14 protein-coding genes are annotated in these 16,797 nt (G+C 63.0%); 5 read left to right on the top strand and 9 right to left on the bottom strand.

Annotated features, from left to right (window positions below; translation table 11 throughout):
• Positions 1–431: 431 nt before the first annotated feature.
• The 7 genes from QME84_05860 to QME84_05830 form a co-directional block, all read right to left on the bottom strand.
• Positions 432–3,068 carry an alpha/beta hydrolase-fold protein gene (locus QME84_05860; GenBank protein ID MDI6873790.1) on the bottom strand — a complete coding sequence of 879 codons (2,637 nt, stop codon included), beginning with the start codon at positions 3,066–3,068 and terminating at the stop codon, positions 432–434.
• Between the two features lie 531 nt (positions 3,069–3,599).
• Positions 3,600–4,058 carry a universal stress protein gene (locus QME84_05855; GenBank protein ID MDI6873789.1) on the bottom strand — a complete coding sequence of 153 codons (459 nt, stop codon included), beginning with the start codon at positions 4,056–4,058 and terminating at the stop codon, positions 3,600–3,602.
• A 28-nt stretch (positions 4,059–4,086) separates the two neighbouring features.
• The gene (locus QME84_05850; protein ID MDI6873788.1) at positions 4,087–5,334 is read right to left on the bottom strand and encodes a Xaa-Pro peptidase family protein; all 1,248 of its coding nucleotides are present in this window, start codon (positions 5,332–5,334) and stop codon (positions 4,087–4,089) included.
• 47 nt (positions 5,335–5,381) lie between these two features.
• On the bottom strand, positions 5,382–6,227 hold the full coding sequence (locus QME84_05845) for a hypothetical protein (GenBank protein ID MDI6873787.1): 846 nt from the start codon (positions 6,225–6,227) through the stop codon (positions 5,382–5,384).
• Positions 6,228–6,482: 255 nt separating this feature from the next.
• Entirely contained in the window at positions 6,483–8,072 is a 1,590-nt protein-coding gene (locus QME84_05840; GenBank protein MDI6873786.1) for a vWA domain-containing protein, read from the bottom strand.
• 167 nt (positions 8,073–8,239) lie between these two features.
• Positions 8,240–9,733, bottom strand: a complete 1,494-nt coding sequence (locus QME84_05835) for a hypothetical protein (GenBank protein ID MDI6873785.1) — start codon at positions 9,731–9,733, stop codon at positions 8,240–8,242.
• Positions 9,734–10,259: 526 nt separating this feature from the next.
• Positions 10,260–10,832: a hypothetical protein gene (locus QME84_05830; GenBank protein ID MDI6873784.1), complete on the bottom strand. Its 573-nt coding sequence runs from the start codon at positions 10,830–10,832 to the stop codon at positions 10,260–10,262.
• A gap of 337 nt (positions 10,833–11,169) precedes the next feature.
• On the opposite strand from QME84_05830, the gene QME84_05825 reads away from it, so the two are divergent.
• The 3 genes from QME84_05825 to QME84_05815 all read left to right on the top strand — a co-directional run bounded on the left by QME84_05825 (position 11,170) and on the right by QME84_05815 (position 12,575).
• Complete coding sequence (locus tag QME84_05825; protein MDI6873783.1) at positions 11,170–11,379, top strand: DUF4499 domain-containing protein; 210 nt, start codon at positions 11,170–11,172, stop codon at positions 11,377–11,379.
• Between the two features lie 445 nt (positions 11,380–11,824).
• Positions 11,825–12,022 (top strand): hypothetical protein, encoded by a 198-nt coding sequence (locus QME84_05820; protein MDI6873782.1) that lies wholly within the window; start codon positions 11,825–11,827, stop codon positions 12,020–12,022.
• Positions 12,015–12,575, top strand: coding sequence for a nucleotidyl transferase AbiEii/AbiGii toxin family protein (locus QME84_05815; GenBank protein MDI6873781.1), 561 nt, complete (start codon positions 12,015–12,017; stop codon positions 12,573–12,575). Before QME84_05820 ends, QME84_05815 begins: the two co-directional genes overlap by 8 nt.
• Before the next feature lie 172 nt (positions 12,576–12,747).
• Here QME84_05815 and QME84_05810 read toward each other — a convergent pair whose 3' ends face one another.
• Complete coding sequence (locus tag QME84_05810; protein ID MDI6873780.1) at positions 12,748–13,059, bottom strand: hypothetical protein; 312 nt, start codon at positions 13,057–13,059, stop codon at positions 12,748–12,750.
• A gap of 402 nt (positions 13,060–13,461) precedes the next feature.
• Positions 13,462–14,412, bottom strand: a complete 951-nt coding sequence (locus QME84_05805; GenBank protein MDI6873779.1) for an NAD-dependent epimerase/dehydratase family protein — start codon at positions 14,410–14,412, stop codon at positions 13,462–13,464.
• Positions 14,413–14,637: 225 nt separating this feature from the next.
• Between QME84_05805 and QME84_05800 the strand changes: the two genes are divergently transcribed.
• Positions 14,638–15,288, top strand: coding sequence for a TetR/AcrR family transcriptional regulator (locus QME84_05800; protein ID MDI6873778.1), 651 nt, complete (start codon positions 14,638–14,640; stop codon positions 15,286–15,288).
• A complete protein-coding gene (locus tag QME84_05795) occupies positions 15,285–16,763 on the top strand; it encodes an FAD-dependent oxidoreductase (GenBank protein MDI6873777.1) in 1,479 nt (492 codons plus the stop codon). The genes QME84_05800 and QME84_05795 overlap by 4 nt, the downstream gene beginning before the upstream one ends.
• The last annotated feature ends 34 nt before the right edge of the window (positions 16,764–16,797 follow it).

Genomic DNA, 16,797 nt, shown 5'->3' with positions numbered 1-16,797 from the left:
CCCGCACCGGGTACGGCGCCGCAGCGCGATACCCTCGCCCATGGTAACGGGGGCATCCGTCCTCGCCTACTCGCTCATCGCTTTCGACGGGAAGCTCCAGGGCCATCTTCAGCCCGCTTCACGCACCGGTTCTCAACCTCAGCCCGGCTCTCTGTAGCGCTACCCGCGGGCCTACTCCTCCCCTTCATCGCCTTTAGCGGTAAGTATTCGGTTGTCAATAACAGCCGAGAAAGTGATTTCTTATAATACTCCCGCCTTCGCGGAAAGTCAATGGAGTAAAGCGGGTTTTTTCATCCCTTTATCGGGCAACAGGCTGCCGTTGGCGGCGAGGAGGTGAAGGGGCTCCTGCTGCCGGCTGGTCGAGCCGCCGCCAGGAGGAGGATGGTTCGATGGGGCTTGTTACCACTCCCGGCGGGAGGCGACCTGCCGCCTCAAGGGACGCGGAACAGGGCCACGTCGTCGAACCACACGCTGCCGCCCCCGGCCGTCCCAGAGCTGCCTGCCGTCTCCAACCTAACCGCGGCCCTGGCCGCCCCCAGCGGAGCCCGGGCCTGGAGGTGGAAGGGCATCCAGTCGTGGGTGGAATAGCCGGAGGGCGTCTCCAGCGTGGCGCTGTCCGTACCTATCAGGGAACCGGCGGCGTTATACCAGTATATGGTGACCTGCGCCGAGGCGTTGCGGAAAAGCCGGGTGCGGTAGAAACCCGTCAACGCGTAGTAGCTTCCCGCCTCTATCCCGGCCACCGGGTCGCTCCGCCAGGAACAGGTGTAGGGCGCGGCCGCGGGGGCCGGGTCCTTGATGCGCAGGGAGCGACTGCCCGCGTGGGACATCATGGAATGATTTTCCATACGTGCCGTACCGCCGGAGAGCAGCAGTTGACTCCAGCCGGGTACGCTCCCGTCGGGGTTCACGTCCTCGAAACCGGGGTTGGGCAGGAGGTTGGCCTGGGCCTGGGAGGGAAGCTCCAGGGTCAGCGTCCTCTGGCGGTCGAGGACGATGCCGGGAATGCGCAGCCGGCTTCCTTCCAGGGTGTAATCCACGCCGGGGGTGAGGAGCGACCCGTCCAGCCTGACTCTCATGCCCAGCACGGCGGCCCAGGCGTGGACCAGCACCAGGTCGGTCCTCCCCAGCCTGTCCGATACGGGAATGGCACTGGGGTCGGTGCTGGTGTCCAAACGAACGGTCAGAATCCTTCCGGGCTCCAGGGTCACCCCCGCCCAGGAGAGGTCCAGGGTCAGCTCCTGCACGTTGCGCACGTGGGCCTCCACCGCGCCGGCGGCGCGGTCCACCCCGGCGCGGGCCAGGGCGGCTTCCTCCCCCGCTCCCTCGTACCTCCTCATGGTCATCCAGTAGGAGGAACTCACGGGATCGTCGTAGGTCTTGTAGGCCACCTGGGTGGGCTGCCGGTTGCGGGCATGGGCCTGGAAGAAGTCGGCGGTCACCCCGTAAGGCTCCATGAAGCCGTGACCGCCGTAAGGGCTGGTGTTGTACTCCGAGTAATAGGGTCCCACTGCGGACCAGGCGGTGAGCAGGGCATGGACGTCGCCCCCGTTGGCGAATTCCGCCGTGGCCGGGGAGTAGGGAGGCGGCGCCTCCACCAGCCACCACCTGTCCCCCGGGGTAGTGCTCTCCCGCTTCCACCACATGACGGTGAGGTTCTGGTACTGGTTGGGGAAGTTGCTGTCGTTCAGGCCCTGCACGATGCGTATGGGCATGTTGGCAAGGTTTTCCAGCACGTAGCGGGCGCTGTTGTCCCGCATGAGGGGAGTGTCGATGGAGCTTCCCGGTTCGTCCTCCTTCCCGGCGATGGCGGCCCAGTTGTCGGGCACCCGCGCGTCGTTGACGTCGGCATAGGGATACCCGTAATTACGGGGGAAGTGCTCCCGCATCCACTGGTAGTTGTAAACCAGGTCGGAGGCTCCCGCGTTAGGGGAGACGGCGGTGACCAGCCCCGGGTTGTGGATGCCCAGGACGTAGGCCCCCGTGCCCCCCATGGAGAGTCCGGACACGTAGACGCGGTCCTCGTCGATGTTGAACTTCTCCATGGCCTGGAGGATGCAGTCGATGACGTCCCTCTCCCCGTACTGGTGCTCGTTCTGAATGCGCAGCTCGTCAAACTCGTGCACCGCCCCGTAGCTGCAGATGGACACCTCACCGGATATGGGCGGCTCGGGGACGTCCCGGCCGTCCCCGTAGGGCGAGCAGTCGTCGCCGGGCTGCAGGTTGATGGGCTTGTCGTTGACGTTCACCTTGAGGTACCCGGCGTAGGAACCCACCCGCAAGGTTATCCACGGGTCACCGGGCTTGAGGGGACCCCACTCATAAGGCGCCTGGTAGATGAGGTTCCAGGTCCCGCCGGAGACGCGGAAGAGGCGCACGTACTTGCTGGTGGTTCCGTTCACCGTCTCGGAATAGAGGTCCACGTGGTAGCAGTCCCCGGTGGCGGGGTCCCGGCGCAGGTTGATGCCCACCGCGCTTGCGTTCCCGGGACGGCTCACCTCCCGGAACCTGACGCGCACCGCGTAGTCCTTCCCGGAGGAATCCCGTCTTACCAGTTCCTTCCAGGAGGCGGAGGAATCCGACTGACGGATGACCCCGCCCGCCGCCGACCAGCCTCCACCTGCCGGCGTCCAGGAAGCCAGGCTGGACATGTCGTCCACGATGTTCGGCTCCCGGTTCGGCCCCGCATCCTTGTTCACCCCGTCGATGTAGAAGCTGGTGAGGTTGCGGCCCCAGGGGGAGAGGACTATCCATCCCCTCTCGTCGGCCACCGTTTTGATCATGTTGGAGAAGATGTTCATCCAGTTGTTGTCGATGAGGGGCACCCCGCCCAGGGCATGCAGCTCCACCCACAGGGGATAGGAACGCGAGGGGTCGTATCCCGAGGGGAGATAGATGCTGCAGGGGAGGTTGAGGTCGTCCACGGTGGACACGAAATCGTACCGGACGGTCATGCCGCCCACCGGCTCCTGGTAGGGGAGGATCTCGCAGCCCGGAAGCCAGGCCAGAACCAGGGCTAACACGACCAGGAAAGCAATGGGAGTAAGAAACCCGCGTGCCTTTCTCAAAGTCACACCTCCTCGGGACACGGATCAAGGGCCCGGCGAACTCCGCTTGTCCCCCGCCGACCGTCATGTTCCAGCTTCGGGATAGGTGACCTTCGCTCCGAGTCCTTGACCGTTAAGCAGTCCGGGCACCGGGCAAGTTCCATGCATTCCCCCGACGGTGAGCGAGGGTTATCTCCGCCCTATCAACTTGCCCGAATCGAACGCGTTTACCGGCAATTCCCATCCGCGGTGAGGTCACGCTTATTAACCCCTAACCAGAAAAAATCTAACAGATTGTTCGGTAACTGTCCAGTATCATAAACGGGAAGATCGCTCCCAATCGCAGCTGTACCCTCGATACCAAAGCAGCCACGTTCTGGGGATCTCCGGTCGATACGAGCGACACCCTTACCGGGGCTTGGGAAAGTTTTGGCTATAAATCCGGCAGCGAACCCACCGGGGAAGAACTTCTCGCGAAGCTGGAAATTGCCGCGACTCCTTCCACTGCGGGGCGATAATGTGAGGGAACTCCGGGGCTTTAAGGCAATGGGCTCAGGGACCCCTCACGATGAGCACCGGGCACCTGGCGTGGTGTACCACCCGGTTGCTCACCGAGCCCAGGAGGAAACCGCCCAGGACGCCGCGTCCGTGGCTCCCCATGATCACCAGGTCGTAGCCTCCCTCCTCGGCCTCCCGGAGTATCTCCGAGGCGGCGCTTCCAAAGCGGACCAGGGTCTCCACCTCCAGGCCGGCTTCCTTCACCGGCGTGGAAGACTCCTCCAGCATCCGCCCGGCCCTCTTCTCCAGCTCTCCGCGCAGCTCCTCCGGCGGGGGCAGGACGACCTCCGGGGCGATCATGCCGTCGGACCAGAAGGCTGCGTAGGCGGGCTCCTCCACCACGGCGAGGAGGGTCACCCGGCATCCGCTTTTCTCCAGGAGCCTGACGGCGAAATCCACTGCCTTTTTGGACGTCTCCGAGCCGTCCACGGGAAGAAGGACCCTTTCCAGCATTTTCCTCACCCCCAAGCGACCGGTGCGGTCATCGGCAGCGGCGGGCGCAGGAGCGGCCGCAGTCGATTATCCAGGGCTCAATGGGAAGTTTTGACAGCAGCTCGTTCCCGTGCTCGGTGATGAGCAGGGGCCGCTCCAGGCGGAAACCGGCCACCCTCGGTCGGTTGCACACCACCGCCGCCATCTGGATGTATCCCGGCTCCAGGACGTAATCGGGCTCGTTGTTCCCCGGGGAGGGCGACTCGGCCACGCAGGGGTACCACTCGTGCCCGAAGTGGCCGATGCCGTGCCCGAACCCGGGAAGGACCCACTCCGCCCATCCCTTCTCCCGCACGAACTCGTTAACCCGCGCCGCCACCTCGCCCAGGGTGCGGCCGGGCTGCATCTCCTCAACAACTTTGTGGCAAACCGCCACGTAGGCGTCCATGACCTCCTGCTGCTCCCGGGTGGGCTCGCCCATGATGGCGTTGTGGGCCACGTCACCCAACATGAGCCAGAACATGCCGTGGAGGTCGATCATCACTGGGTCGCCGCACTGCACGATCTTGTCCGTGGCCGGCGTGCATCCTCCCCAGAACCACCAGGTCCGGTACCCGGAGGCTATCTCTTGCCCTCCGGTGAAGGTCCAGGCGAACTGGCTTCCCCGGTCCCGCATGACCTTCTCGGCGATGCCGGCGATCTCCTTCTCGGTGATTCCCACCTGCAGGTGTTCGCGCACCACCTCGTGGGCGTAATCCACCAGCGCCGTGGCCTGGCGCATGAGCTTTATCTCCTCCGGCTCCTTGACCAGGGTGAAGCGGTCCATGATGTGCACGGCGTTGACGATGCGCGCCTCAGGAAAGGCCTCGCGCAGCTTCTCATACTCGTAGAGGGTGATGAAGCCGTCGGGGAGGTAGTTGGAAGTACCGCTCTCGATTCCGATGGTGGATTTTTCCAGGCCAAGCTCCCGGATACGCGCGGTTATCATGTCCATAAACTCCAGTCCCGGAAGGCCCCCGAATCCCACCACGTTGTCCAGCCAGGTCTCGTCCTTGAGGCGGGCGGCGTCCAGGGCGGAGGTTATCAGCTGCAGCTCCCCCTCGGCGGGCACGATGACGGCGCTCCTCCAGGGGACGAAGCCGCCGGAAAGGTGGGTGACGGTCTTGAGCTTGGTGCCCACCAGGACGTCCACTCCCTCCTTCTTCAGCTCCTCCTGGAAGCGCGCGATGCGCCGCGGGAAGTTGATGTAGGTCATCATGGCCGCCTCCTCCTTTCCCTGCTGCTCCGTTATCTCCATCCTCTTTTCGCGGGCTCCGGGCGGTGCCGGAACACGAGACTTCCTTCTCAGGGGATGCGTTCTACGCGGAAGGTGGTGCGCCAGGGAGGAGAGCCGTGGCGCAGGTAGATGACGCCGCTCCCCCGAAGGCCCAGGCTCCTGGCCTCCCGGTAAACGTAGATGACCGCGTCCCGGGCACGGGCTCCCAGCTCCGCTCCCGCCAGGTGGCAGTGCATTTCCAATTCCTGGGAATCAAGTCCCGCCAGGCGTCCCACCTTGTAGGCGGACACGACGCATCGGCGGGACTTGAGCATCAACCAGTCCCCGGCCTCCCGGGCCTGCAGGTACAGGTCCTCCCCCTCCTCTCCCAGGCACTTCCCCGCCGTCCCCACCTGCAGGCGGCAGTGGACGGCCCGGCGGAGGCAGTAATCCCCCACCGCTTCCGCCTGTATATGGAGGTACTTGGCCTTCATCCCGGCGAAATTGCCCAGCCTCCCCGCCTTCACCAGGAGCGGCCTCTCCGGGGTCCCCTCCGCCTGCAAACCCACGTAATCCAAGCCGTCCGGCACCTCGAAGGCCCCTTCCCCCGTCCTGGAATATGCTTCCATGCCGAGACTGGAGAGGTAGCCCACCGCCTCGCGTTGCCACTGCATCCGCAACTTCAGGTAGTCCTCCGAGGCCTCGCGCATCAGGCGGCGCGCCAGCTCCACGACCTCCCGGTCGTCCCGGGTGGGAAGGGCCTGGTGGACCCGGGCCTTGCTCAGGCGGTCTCGGGAGCGGAGGTTCAGGAAGAAATCATCCAGGGAGAAGTCGCGGAAGCGTTCCCGTCGGGCCTCCTCCTCGCGTCGGCTGGCCTCCAGTATCTCCCGCAGGGCCTTCGGCCCCTCCCCGAAGACCGGTTTGGGCAGTTTCACCGCGCTAATCCTTCCTTCCCATCTCCTGTATCGCGAAAGCACACCTCGCAGTACAGTATGGTTTGGGCAATTTCACCACGCCAGTTCATCCTCCCCTCTATCCGCTCTCCAGGCGGGTGAAGACCTTCCCGGAGGGAGGGGTTCCTCCAGGCAGCCCGACCGGCGTCCGGAAAGGATCGTCAGGCCCCGGCCGACCCGGACACGTCCGGGGTCGGTCCCGCATCCGAAAGGAAAGGGTCAGACCCCGAATCCGCCTCAGGCGTAGAGCTCCTGGGCCTTGCCGGCCACGATGCGCACCAGGTCCTCTCCCCGCGACACGGGAAAAACCTCGTATCCCACCTGACGGATGAGCTCCGCCTTCTCGTTATAAGCCTGGTCGATGAGGAACACGGATCCCGAGTTCTCCGGATGCATCTGGAGGGCCTCCCCCAGGTGCACGGAGGCCTCAACGATATTGGTTATCTCCGTATCCGAGATGAGGCAGAAATGCTTGGGCCGGTGCGGCTCCAGCGAGGCCAGGTGGCGGAACTCCCGCACCGGGAAGACCGTCCCCCCGCCGTAGTAGGTCACCAGTCCCTCCTCCACCCTCCGGATGTCCCACACCGGCTCCACCACCAGGGAGCGCTGCTGATCGGAGTAGACCACCAGCCCCACCTTGGCTCCCAGGTTCCCCGCGCTGCGGGCCATGACGAAGCCGGCCAGCACGGCGTTGGCCACCTCGGAAGCCGGATTGGTCATGGACCCGGAGGCATCCAGGATGATGATCACGTCTGGCGGGGTCTTGCGCCGGGTGACCACGTCCATACGCACCTTCTCCCACTGCTTGGTGGTCAGGGTGGGAACCGCCTTTCCCGCCGTGTACAGGGTGTAGGGGAGGTCCAGGCGTTCGAAGGGGTCGGCCATCCCCCAGGCCAGGGGGGCGTGGGGCACCTCCTCCCCCGCCTCGCTGCGCACCGGCTGGAAGCGCACCTCGTAGCGGCGGGAGAGGTCCCGGTAATACCAGACCAGGGCCTGGGTCTCCGTGCCCGCGCCCAAACCTCCCACCAGCTCCTTGAAGTCCTGCATGCCCATCTCCAGGGCCAGGGAGCGGAAGGCCTCCTCCGGGGAGCGGGAGTGCAGGTCATCGATGCCGTGGTCCATGAGCCGGCTCTCGTCCATCTCCGCCGGGTCCTCGTAATACTTGTGCAGGTAACCCACCAGGAAGCGCACCTTCTGCTCCCACCCGGCGGCGGCGAAGGGACGGTCCAGCACCCGGGAGGCCAGCCTCCGGGCGTCCTCCCGCATCTCGCCGGGCACCCGCCCGATAAGGGCCTCGGGGGCCTCCCAGAGCTCCTCGAAACAGCACAGGAGGAACTTCCACATCTTGCTCTGCTTCCATCCCTTGGCGCGGTCCAAGGCCCGATAGAGGGAGATCATCTGCTCCCGCATCCCGTGGCGCGCCGCGTAGGTCACGTTGACCACATCGCAGAAGAGGCGCTGGATGGACATGGCCTCCTGGAAGGTGACCGGGCGCCCGCGGTCCTTGACCTCCTCCAGGGCCAGCTTGGCCGAGGCGGTGAGGCGCAGGGCAGTGCGCATGTCGAAGGGGGCCAGGGCGTAGTGCAGGAGCTGATAGACCAGAATCCCTTCCAGGTTCTGGATGCCAAGGTTTTCCAGGACCTGGGGGACGTTTATATAGATGCGGTTCTCCGAGGGCTCCCAGAACCCGTACTGGTCCTTGAGCTTGGCGGCGTGGGGATGGGAGGAAGGATTGAGGACGAATTCCGGGTCCATGATGCGCGGGTAGCCGCAGAAGGCCCGTGCCCTCTCCAGTACCTCCTCCAGCTCCACTCCCAGGATACGCACCTCAGAACCCTCCCGCCTCCGACCTCCGCAGCGGGGTTCTCAGTTCGGCGGGCCGTCGTTAACCGCCGCTCGTACGGTCCCATCGCCGTTCGCGGACATCATCTTCCATAATCTACCATATATTTTCTGACCCGGAACGTCTTTCCTCCCCTCCTCCCGGCGGGCGTTCACGGCCGCTGCCCCGTCGCCTGGCGCTCCAGCTCGCGGTACACCTGGCGGAGCATGGTGGCGATGGGATACTTGGCCGGTGAATCGTAATTCTTCAGGGACTGCAGGGCTTCCAGTACCAGCCTCGGATCCACCGCCTCCCCGCGAACAGCCTTCTCGTATAGGTCCAGGACCGCGTCCAGGGTCTTTATCATGCGGCGGCTCTTCAGGTAATGGTTGCGGGAAGTGGCGAAGAGGTCCTTGACCAGGGCGATGCGGTCGTTCATGAATTCGGGACGCTCCGCCCAGGCGCGGTCGGTGGGGATGAGCTTGAACCACAGCACGTAGGGGACCACCGCCTCGACATCCTCCAGCCCCGCCTTTTCCTTCCCCCGGAACCAGGCCAGGGCCTTGGTGTAACGTTCGATGGTCTTTCCGGCACGCACGCTGACCTCGTTCTCCGTTTTGTAACAGATGTTCTCCGTGTTGTGGTAATGGCAGCCCCCCAGGTGACCTCCTCCCGCCATGCCCCCGTCGTCCACCTGGGCACAGAGCACCGGGGGCTTGACGAACCAGGCAAAACCCTTGCTCTTGCGCTCGATGTCCGGGGAAGCCAAAGCGCAGCCGTTGAGCTCGGAGATGAAATTGTAGAGGATGTACAACGCCTCCGGATCAATCTCTACGGCGGCGATCTCCCGGCGGATGGCCTCGAAGTCCCGAGCGGTAAGCTCAACTCCGATCTCCCTCCGGAGCCTGGCCACCAGGGCCTCCTCGTCCCCGGTGAGCTTGCGGTCCTCCCCGCCCCCGGCCATCTCCAGGAAATAGGGATTGAGGGTGGGGGCGAAGACCCCCACGTCGATGCGGTCCAGGAAGGGCGGGGTAAGATCCGAAGAAGCCACGTCCCGGAAATTGGCGGTGAGGAAGGTGGCTCCCTCCGCGGCGTAAATTTTGGTGTCCCCGTAGACGGAGAAGCCGCGGTCCATCATCTCCAGGAGGTTGTTGGTGCGGCCCGGGGTGAGGCGGTTGACCTCGTCCACCATGCGGAAGGGGGAGAGCATGAACTTGCGAGGGATTATCTCCTCCTCGCCGTCGCGCATGAGCTTCCCCAGGTGGGGGCGGCCGATCATCTTCTCCTCGGTGAGCTCGTGATGCCCGTGGATGGTGGCCTCGTGGATGGCCTCCATGACCTTGAAGTCCCCGCTCCCGTCCCCGAAGGTCTCCCGGAGGAGGGTGCCGTGCACGAAGGCCCCCACGAACTCCGCCGAGGTGGTCTTCCCCGAACCCGGCGACCCGTAGAGAATCATGGTCCCGTTGCGCAGCACCGAGGTGAGCAGGGCGAAGAGGAGGGGGGAGTTGTAGCTCTCCTCGGCCAGGACGATGGACTCCGTCTCGTTGAGGTTGAGGGGTACCTCCTTCTTCTCGCGGAAGCGGATGTCGTGATTGAGGTTGATGTACAGCCCGCTGTCCTCGATGGCCTTGTAGATGGCCTGCAGTTTCTGATTGAGTCCGCTCATGCGCTTCCGTATCCTCCCTTCCCTTCTTCAACATGATTTTACCCCATCCCCGGAAAGGGAGGATAACATCGGTCAAGATCATGCCTGGTGGCCATGTGCCGCCTCCCTTTCCCCACCGGCCCCCGGTGTGGCGGGCCGCACGTGCCCGGCCGGGGAAATCGTAGTGGCCTCCTCCAGTCAAACCATCACCTTCCCGCAAGACTCGTCCATCGACGGATAGGAGGTGCCGACCAGGTTCTCCCCGGCCCCCAGAATCATCCATGAAAACTTCGCGCCATCAGGTAACCGCTTTCCGATGATCACCAGGCAATAAGAAGACATAAGAACTGAGGGTCAGCGCAAGATCATACCGCAGCGGCGGACTTGATGATGGAGACCTCTCTTATCCATTCATGAGAGGTAGAAAACTATTCATGAGAGGTAGAAAACCGATCCTCATCCGGAGCTCACCGTAAGACCGGCTTTGGCGCCTTAAGTTTCGACCAATACTTCCGTTATCGAAGCCGGAGGTCTTGGGGCCGAGAACCTACTTGTTCTTGCCTCGCTTAGAGCGCGAGCCGCCATTGCCGTGGCCGCCGGAATTCCCCCCGCCCCGTTCCCGGTCCACGAGGTCGCTATTCCCGGCTTCCTCTTCCGCTTCGACCTCGTCTTCCGCTTCCCCGCCGGATCGGGCGCCTTCAAGAACGGCGTAGAAATGCCTGTGTCCCTTGGTGCTGCGGATAAGGGCGTTCCCCACGCCTTCACGGGCCGAATCGGGCACCTTCTGGTAAACCCGCGCCAGGACGACGAGGTGCTTCGAGGTCACATAAAGGACGTGGGCGATTTGGAGTTCATCCCTGGTGAGGATCCCTTCCGACTCGGAAAGCGCCTTCAGGTCCTGCAGATACTGCTCCAATGCCTCGACGGCTTCTTCCGCCTTGCCCTGGCTCATGAGGGTCAAGAACTCCTCGAGTTCTTCGTGCAGCCGAGAAAAGGCTGCCTCTTCTCCTTCTTCCGCTACTTCGTCTCCCATCGCCGGCACGACTGGCAAGGCCAGCACGAGGAAGAAGGCGAGCGTCAGGGAGACGGGAAGCATCCATTTCACAAAGCGGCGCGCCATCTCCTGACCTCCTTCCCTTCAATAACCTTCATAATTTTTATCGATGAAAAGCAGGTCATCCTTTAACTTCACCCCGTATACAAACACTGCAAACCGGACGGGCCATCCTGCACGCGGAGGCGGTGGAAAAAAGGGTCAAATGGTAATATTGATTTGGATTAAGGGGGCGGCCCTCGAACGGGAGAGGAAATCGTGTTCCGTTCTGGCCATCACAGATCTCTTGTCGAGCGCATGGCCGCCAAGGGGTGGCGGGGCATTTGCCCCGCTGCTGAAGGAAGATCCAGATGACGGGCAATCAGCCGGATTGGAGCGGGGAGCGGGAAAGGAGGAAGGGCGAATGAGCCTGCTCAAGAGCGAGAAGGTGAAGAAGATCATCCTGTCCCTGGCCGCGATGCACACCGTCGAGGCCCCCATCGCCTACCTGGCCGCCTCGAAGCGTGGAAAGAACCCCAAGCTGTACGCCGCCCTGACAGCGGTCTTCGGGGTCTTCGTCCTGATTCCCCTCCTGCGTCAGCCCAAGGCGGAGAAGGCGGCTTCCGAATCCTGAGCGGGACCTGGGCCATTACACGTCACTCCGGATTGGGCAGGAGGGAATAGAAACAGACATCCGGGAGGCTTTCCCTCGCCCTCTTGGCAAGGAAGGTTTTTCCGCCTCACCAGGACTGCGCCAAACGTGTATCGCCGTTTTTTCGCTAACCTCCTTCACAAGGAAGGGCGGGGCCGCCCGTTTCCAGGCGGCGGAGTCGGGACCGGCACTGAAATGGAACGGTATGCCTTCCGTTGTTCGCCTTCGTGAGCAAAGGTTCTGTTCCAACCCCTTGTTCCATGTAGTGGAGTCGGGACTTTTTCAAGTGCGGATCGCCGATTTAATTCCTTTTCGGCCTTTCCGCGAGGCATTGCCGTTTCGAGTCTTTTTATAGCGGCGGAGTTATAATGAGTAATGAGGATTGAGCGGGCGAACGAAGTCGCGCCCATAATCTTGGGGAATGGCGATGATCGGCGATAAGAAATTACTGGAAAAATTTGAACGGGAATTCCTGAGAAACGACAGGCCGACCCTGGAGGAAAATTTTCGGCTCCTGGACGCCATGTGGGAAGAAGCGGTCTATTTCCGGGTCTTGCCACCCCCTGAACCCCTGCAGGGCATCGAGGTGGATCTGCGGATAGCGAAGATCGTCAACAGTGTTTAAGGAGCTCCTGGCCAGAACGGCGCGCCAACTCGACCGGCGTGACATCCCCTACATGGTCATCGGGGGACAGGCGGTCCTTCTCTACGGGGAGCCCAGGCTCACCCGGGACATCGACATCACCCTTGGCGTGGGCCCCGAAAAGGCGGCGGATATAGTAGGCCTGGCCGGCGAACTGGACCTGAGAATCTTGGTCGAGGATCCGCTGGAATTCGCGGGGAGCACTTTCGTGTTGCCCTGCCGGGAAGAAAAAACCGGGATCCGGTTGGATTTCATTTTTTCCCGATCATCATACGAGGAGCAGGCGCTTCGCAGAACCAATGTGGTTCGAATACAGGATGTTGAGGTGAAGTTCGCCTCCCTGGAGGACTTGATCATCCATAAGGTGATCGCCGGAAGGCCGCGCGACCTGGAGGACGTGAAGGTGGTGTTGGCCAGAAACCAGGAATTCGACCGGGATTACGTTCTTTCCTGGCTGCGCGAGTTCGACCGGGCTCTCCAAACCGACTTTACGGGTTCCTTCCTGGAGCTCCTGAGGAACCAGGACGCGTCATAGGCGCGATCATACCCTACACGTTTTCCCGGTCCCCACTTCCACCAGATATTCCGTAAGAAACTAAAGACGTTATGGAATACACCACTTTGCCCTTCCCCTGTATCCGCCACGTACAGTGGAAACGGGCTCTGGAAGGCCCTCCATCCCGCAGGTTCGAAACCATGCCGGTTCCCTAATCCGGGTGATCCCCCTTCCCGGCTTCTTCCTCCTCCCGTCCCTCCGTTCCGGATCCCTCCCACCCCTCCGCAGTGAAGTCCTCAAGGGCGCTCAGGAAGGCCCGGGCGCCTTCCGTTTCCTTGGGAGGGACCACCACGCGGGCCATCCCTATGGGACCGGCATAAAGCGGCGTGGGCAGGTCGGCCCACAACAGGGGGTGAAAGCCTTCCTCCTGGAGGAGGTTGACCACCAGCTCGGCCTCCGTCCTCTCCCCGGCGAAGACCACCTCCTCCCTCGGACGGCGCCGGAAAAGATCGAGAATCCCCAACCTCTCTTCCCCTCGAGTCAGCGCATCTCCATTTCCTAATCATAACTTACCTGGAGCTCCAGACTGCCCGTAAATCCGCACCACCTTTCCATAATCCTGCCCTGAACCCCCCGCCTCGCCTTCGGGGTAGAACCTGCCCTCGCACTTCAGCCGGGCCCTCGTTAACATCTCAACCAGGCATCGAGAATACATACAGGTCGCTGCCTGGAGACTTATCCTCTTAAACAGCCTCTTCTCCCGCACGGTAGGCTGGACAAATCCGCAGCCAGCATAAGAATTCGAAAAAAGGCGGCCTCGCGCCCCGGGCCATCTTCCCCTGTACGCAAGGGTTTCAACCCTACCGCCTGGACCCGTCAAACTCCTCCAGGCCCAAGGATGGGCCCTTCCTTTCCAGAAGCAATCTCAGCCCTGTCGGTGGGTCTCGATCATCTGCTTTATGGCGTCGCGGCTGCTCATGCGGGGCCCCAGGCCCAGGGCCTCCTTGGTCCATTCCCCGGATATGGTCCAACGGTAGCGTATGAAGTCCAGCATGCCGGAGGGGCCCTCGATGAGCGGGGCGTGCAATCTCCAGAGCAGTTCCACCAGGGGATAGGCCAAAAAGGCCGGTAGGGAGACGATGCGCTTCCCCGCCATCTCCGCCACCTCCTCCGGGCTCACCGTCCCCTCCCCGCAGGCGTGGAAGAATCCTTCCGCCTGAAGCTCCAGCACGCGCATGAAGACCTCGGCCACGTCGTCCTCGTGCACGAACTGCAGCTGTGGGCGGGCGTCGCCCACGGCGGGGAAGAAGGGGAGGCGGAGTATGAAGCGCGAGAGGTAGTTGTCCACATTGGGCCCCACCACGATGCACGGCCGCACGATGGCCTGCTTTATCTCCGGGTGATCGTCCTTGAAGAGCCGGCATATCATCTCCACCTCGTACTTGTCCGAGGCGTAGGTGTAATTGGGCATGCGGCGGGGATGGTCCTTCTCCGTGAGCCACTCCGGGTTGTCGGGGAAAGCCCCGAAGGCGGAGCTGGAGGAGGCTATGACCAAGTGCTTGGCGCCGCAGGCCGCCGTGGCGGCCAGGACGTTGCGGGTGCCGTTGACGTCGATGTCGTGCATCAGCCGGTCGTCGTGGAGCGGGTTGACGATGAAAGCCAGGTGCACCACCGTCTGCACCTCGTTGAGGACGAAGAGGTTGGTCAACCTCGGGTCGCGTATGTCCAGGCGGTGGAAGTCCATCTTGGCGGAATGGTAGCGCGGCGGGTTGAGGTCGATCCCCAGTACCTTCTCCACCTTATCGCTGCGGTCCATGAAGTTCAGCAACCTGGACCCGATGTAGCCGGAACAACCGGTGACGGCGACTACGGACATGATGCACCTCCCTGCTCTGCTCGGCGATACGCCGATTCCCGATAATCTGACCGACAAGCCACGCGGATGGAAAAGAATATACCACTTCACCGCCGCTCCACGCCAAGGACTCCCGCCCGGCGGCCGTGTCCTCGCGACGTTGACGCCCCGGAACCGGCCGTGATATATGTTAGTTAATATTCACTAACTTGAGTTTTTACGAGCCCGAAAGGCACGATCACGGGGATGAAGAGAACGAAAAGACCGGAGAGTGGGGAGCGGCGGAAGCATATCCTCGAGGCCGCCCTCTCCATCATGAAAGAGCGCGGCCTGGAGGGCACCACCACCCGCCGCATCGCCGAGCGGGTGGGGATAACTGAGCCCGCTCTGTACCGGCACTTCCGCTCCAAGAAGGAGATGATCCTGGAGGCCCTGGAGGAACTGAGCCGCCGCCCCCTGCAGGTGCTACTGGCCGTGGGAGGGGGGGAGGGGACGGTGCCGGAGCGCATCCTGCGCATGAGCGAGGCCTTCTACGGGTTCGTCATGGACAACCCGGAGGACGCCCTGCTGCTCTTCGAGGTCATGACCGCCGCCCGGGATCCGGACATCCGGGAGGCACTGGGGGAAAAGTTCCTGGACTACATCCTGGTCATCTCGGAGATGTTCGAGATGGGCAAACAGGAGGGATCGGTGCGGGAGGACCTGAATACCGTAGTGGCTGCCTGGCAGATCCTGGCACTTGCCGTAACCCTGGTACACGCCGCCATCATGGGCCTGGGAGACGTTTTGACCCGTGACAAGGCGTTGCTCGCAGTCAGGGAAATGTTGAAGAGTATCGTCGGCGACGCCGCCCCCCGCGGCAAGAACATGGTAGGCGAAAGGAGTGGTAGGAAATGAAGGCGTTGATTATGGGAGGAGGCATGTCCGGCCTAGCCACGGCCATCAACCTCCTGGACCTGGGCCTTGAAGTCGAGCTGGTGGAGGCGGACGAGATCTTCGGGGGGCGTGCCAGTTCCTGGAAGGACGAGGACGGGGACATGATCGACAACGCCCTCCACGTATTTTTCCCATATTATGCCAACTTGCTCAATTTCTTCCGCAAGATGGGCATCGAGAACAACATCATCTGGAAACAGACCGAGTTCTACTACATGCAGGAGGGAGGGAAGGAGGCGGTGCTACGCTTCGCCAACCTCCCGGCTCCCTTCCACGCCGCGGCGGCCTTCTACACCCTTCTCAAGTCCTACACCGGCGTCCCCAAGTGGAAGCTGCTCTTCACCGCCGCGGGCATGGGCGGGGCGGTGATGTACTCGGAGCGCAAGCTGGAGAAGCTGGATGAGATAACCTTCGGGCAGTGGGCCTACCGGCGCTCGCCGCGCGACGCCTTCCTGCCCATGGAGCCGGGCATCAACGGGCTGACCTTCACTCCATCCTGGATGGTCTCCGCCAAGGTGATGCTCAACTGGTTCCGCAAGGTGGCCGCCGACCCGGACAGCGCCCGGGTGGGCTTCGCCAACGGCGGTCTGGGAGACATCTGGGTGGACACCTGCCTGGACTACATCCACGGAAAGGGCGGCAGGACTGAGCTGCGCAAGGCGGTAACCTCCATCAACTTCGAGGGCAACCGGGTGCGCAGCGTGACCCTCAACGGGGAGGAGGAGCGCACCGCGGACCTCTACATCTCCTGCCTGCCCCCCTTCACCCTGCGGCAGGTGCTGCCCCGGGAGGCCTTCCGCTATCAGTACTTCCGGGACCTGTGGCACTTCCAGTACGCGCCCAGCCTCTCCTTGCAGGTATGGTTCGACCGCAAGCTCACCGACGTGGACGTGACCTTCTTCTCCAACAACTGCATCTTCAACACCTACGCCGACCTCTCCAACGTGCTGCCCCACATCTTCACCGAGGGGTCCATGTTCGAGATGGTTCTCTCCCCGGCGGACCACATCGAGGGTCTCCCGGACGAGGTCATCTTCGACATCGCCCTGGAGCAGATCCGCTCCCTCTTCCCCTCCGCCGGGGAAGCGGAGGTGCGCAAGTACAAGGTGGTCCGTGAGAGGCAGGGTGTGTACCGCCCGCTCCCGGGCATGGAGAAGCACCGACCCTACCAGCGCTCGCCCCTGGACAACCTCTACCTGGCCGGTGACTACACCCGCACCCACGTGTCCTCCGGGGGGATGGAGGCAGCCATCTGGACCGCCAACCACTGCGCGGAGCTCATCGCCCTGGACAAGCTGGGCAAGTCCCACACCCTGAACGTGGAGTGGAAGCCCAAGAAGGGCCTGGTGCCCCTCATCAAGCCGGCCACCCAGCTGGGAACCGTCCTGGGCAGCCTGGCCCTGGCCCGCCGCCTCCTAAAAGGGGTCAGGTCTTGAATTTTGATACCCCCAGGGGTATTTTTGGAGTGCT

The organism is Actinomycetota bacterium, assembly GCA_030019255.1.
Classification (GTDB): Bacteria; Actinomycetota; Geothermincolia; order Geothermincolales; family RBG-13-55-18; genus Solincola_A.
The sequence above is the reverse complement of the archived record's forward strand: the minus strand, read 5'-3'. Positions and strand labels throughout refer to the sequence as shown.

Bases quoted from the DNA above. Each gene is read 5' to 3' on its own strand.
- QME84_05830 (MDI6873784.1), bottom strand. From the start codon at position 10,832: ATGGCGCGCCGCTTTGTGAAATGGATGCTTCCCGTCTCCCTGACGCTC.
- QME84_05855 (MDI6873789.1), bottom strand. From the start codon at position 4,058: ATGCTGGAAAGGGTCCTTCTTCCCGTGGACGGCTCGGAGACGTCCAAA.
- QME84_05835 (MDI6873785.1), bottom strand. From the start codon at position 9,733: ATGAGCGGACTCAATCAGAAACTGCAGGCCATCTACAAGGCCATCGAG.
- QME84_05820 (MDI6873782.1), top strand. From the start codon at position 11,825: ATGATCGGCGATAAGAAATTACTGGAAAAATTTGAACGGGAATTCCTG.
- QME84_05800 (MDI6873778.1), top strand. From the start codon at position 14,638: ATGAAGAGAACGAAAAGACCGGAGAGTGGGGAGCGGCGGAAGCATATC.
- QME84_05795 (MDI6873777.1), top strand. From the start codon at position 15,285: ATGAAGGCGTTGATTATGGGAGGAGGCATGTCCGGCCTAGCCACGGCC.
- QME84_05825 (MDI6873783.1), top strand. From the start codon at position 11,170: ATGAGCCTGCTCAAGAGCGAGAAGGTGAAGAAGATCATCCTGTCCCTG.
- QME84_05805 (MDI6873779.1), bottom strand. From the start codon at position 14,412: ATGTCCGTAGTCGCCGTCACCGGTTGTTCCGGCTACATCGGGTCCAGG.
- QME84_05850 (MDI6873788.1), bottom strand. From the start codon at position 5,334: ATGGAGATAACGGAGCAGCAGGGAAAGGAGGAGGCGGCCATGATGACC.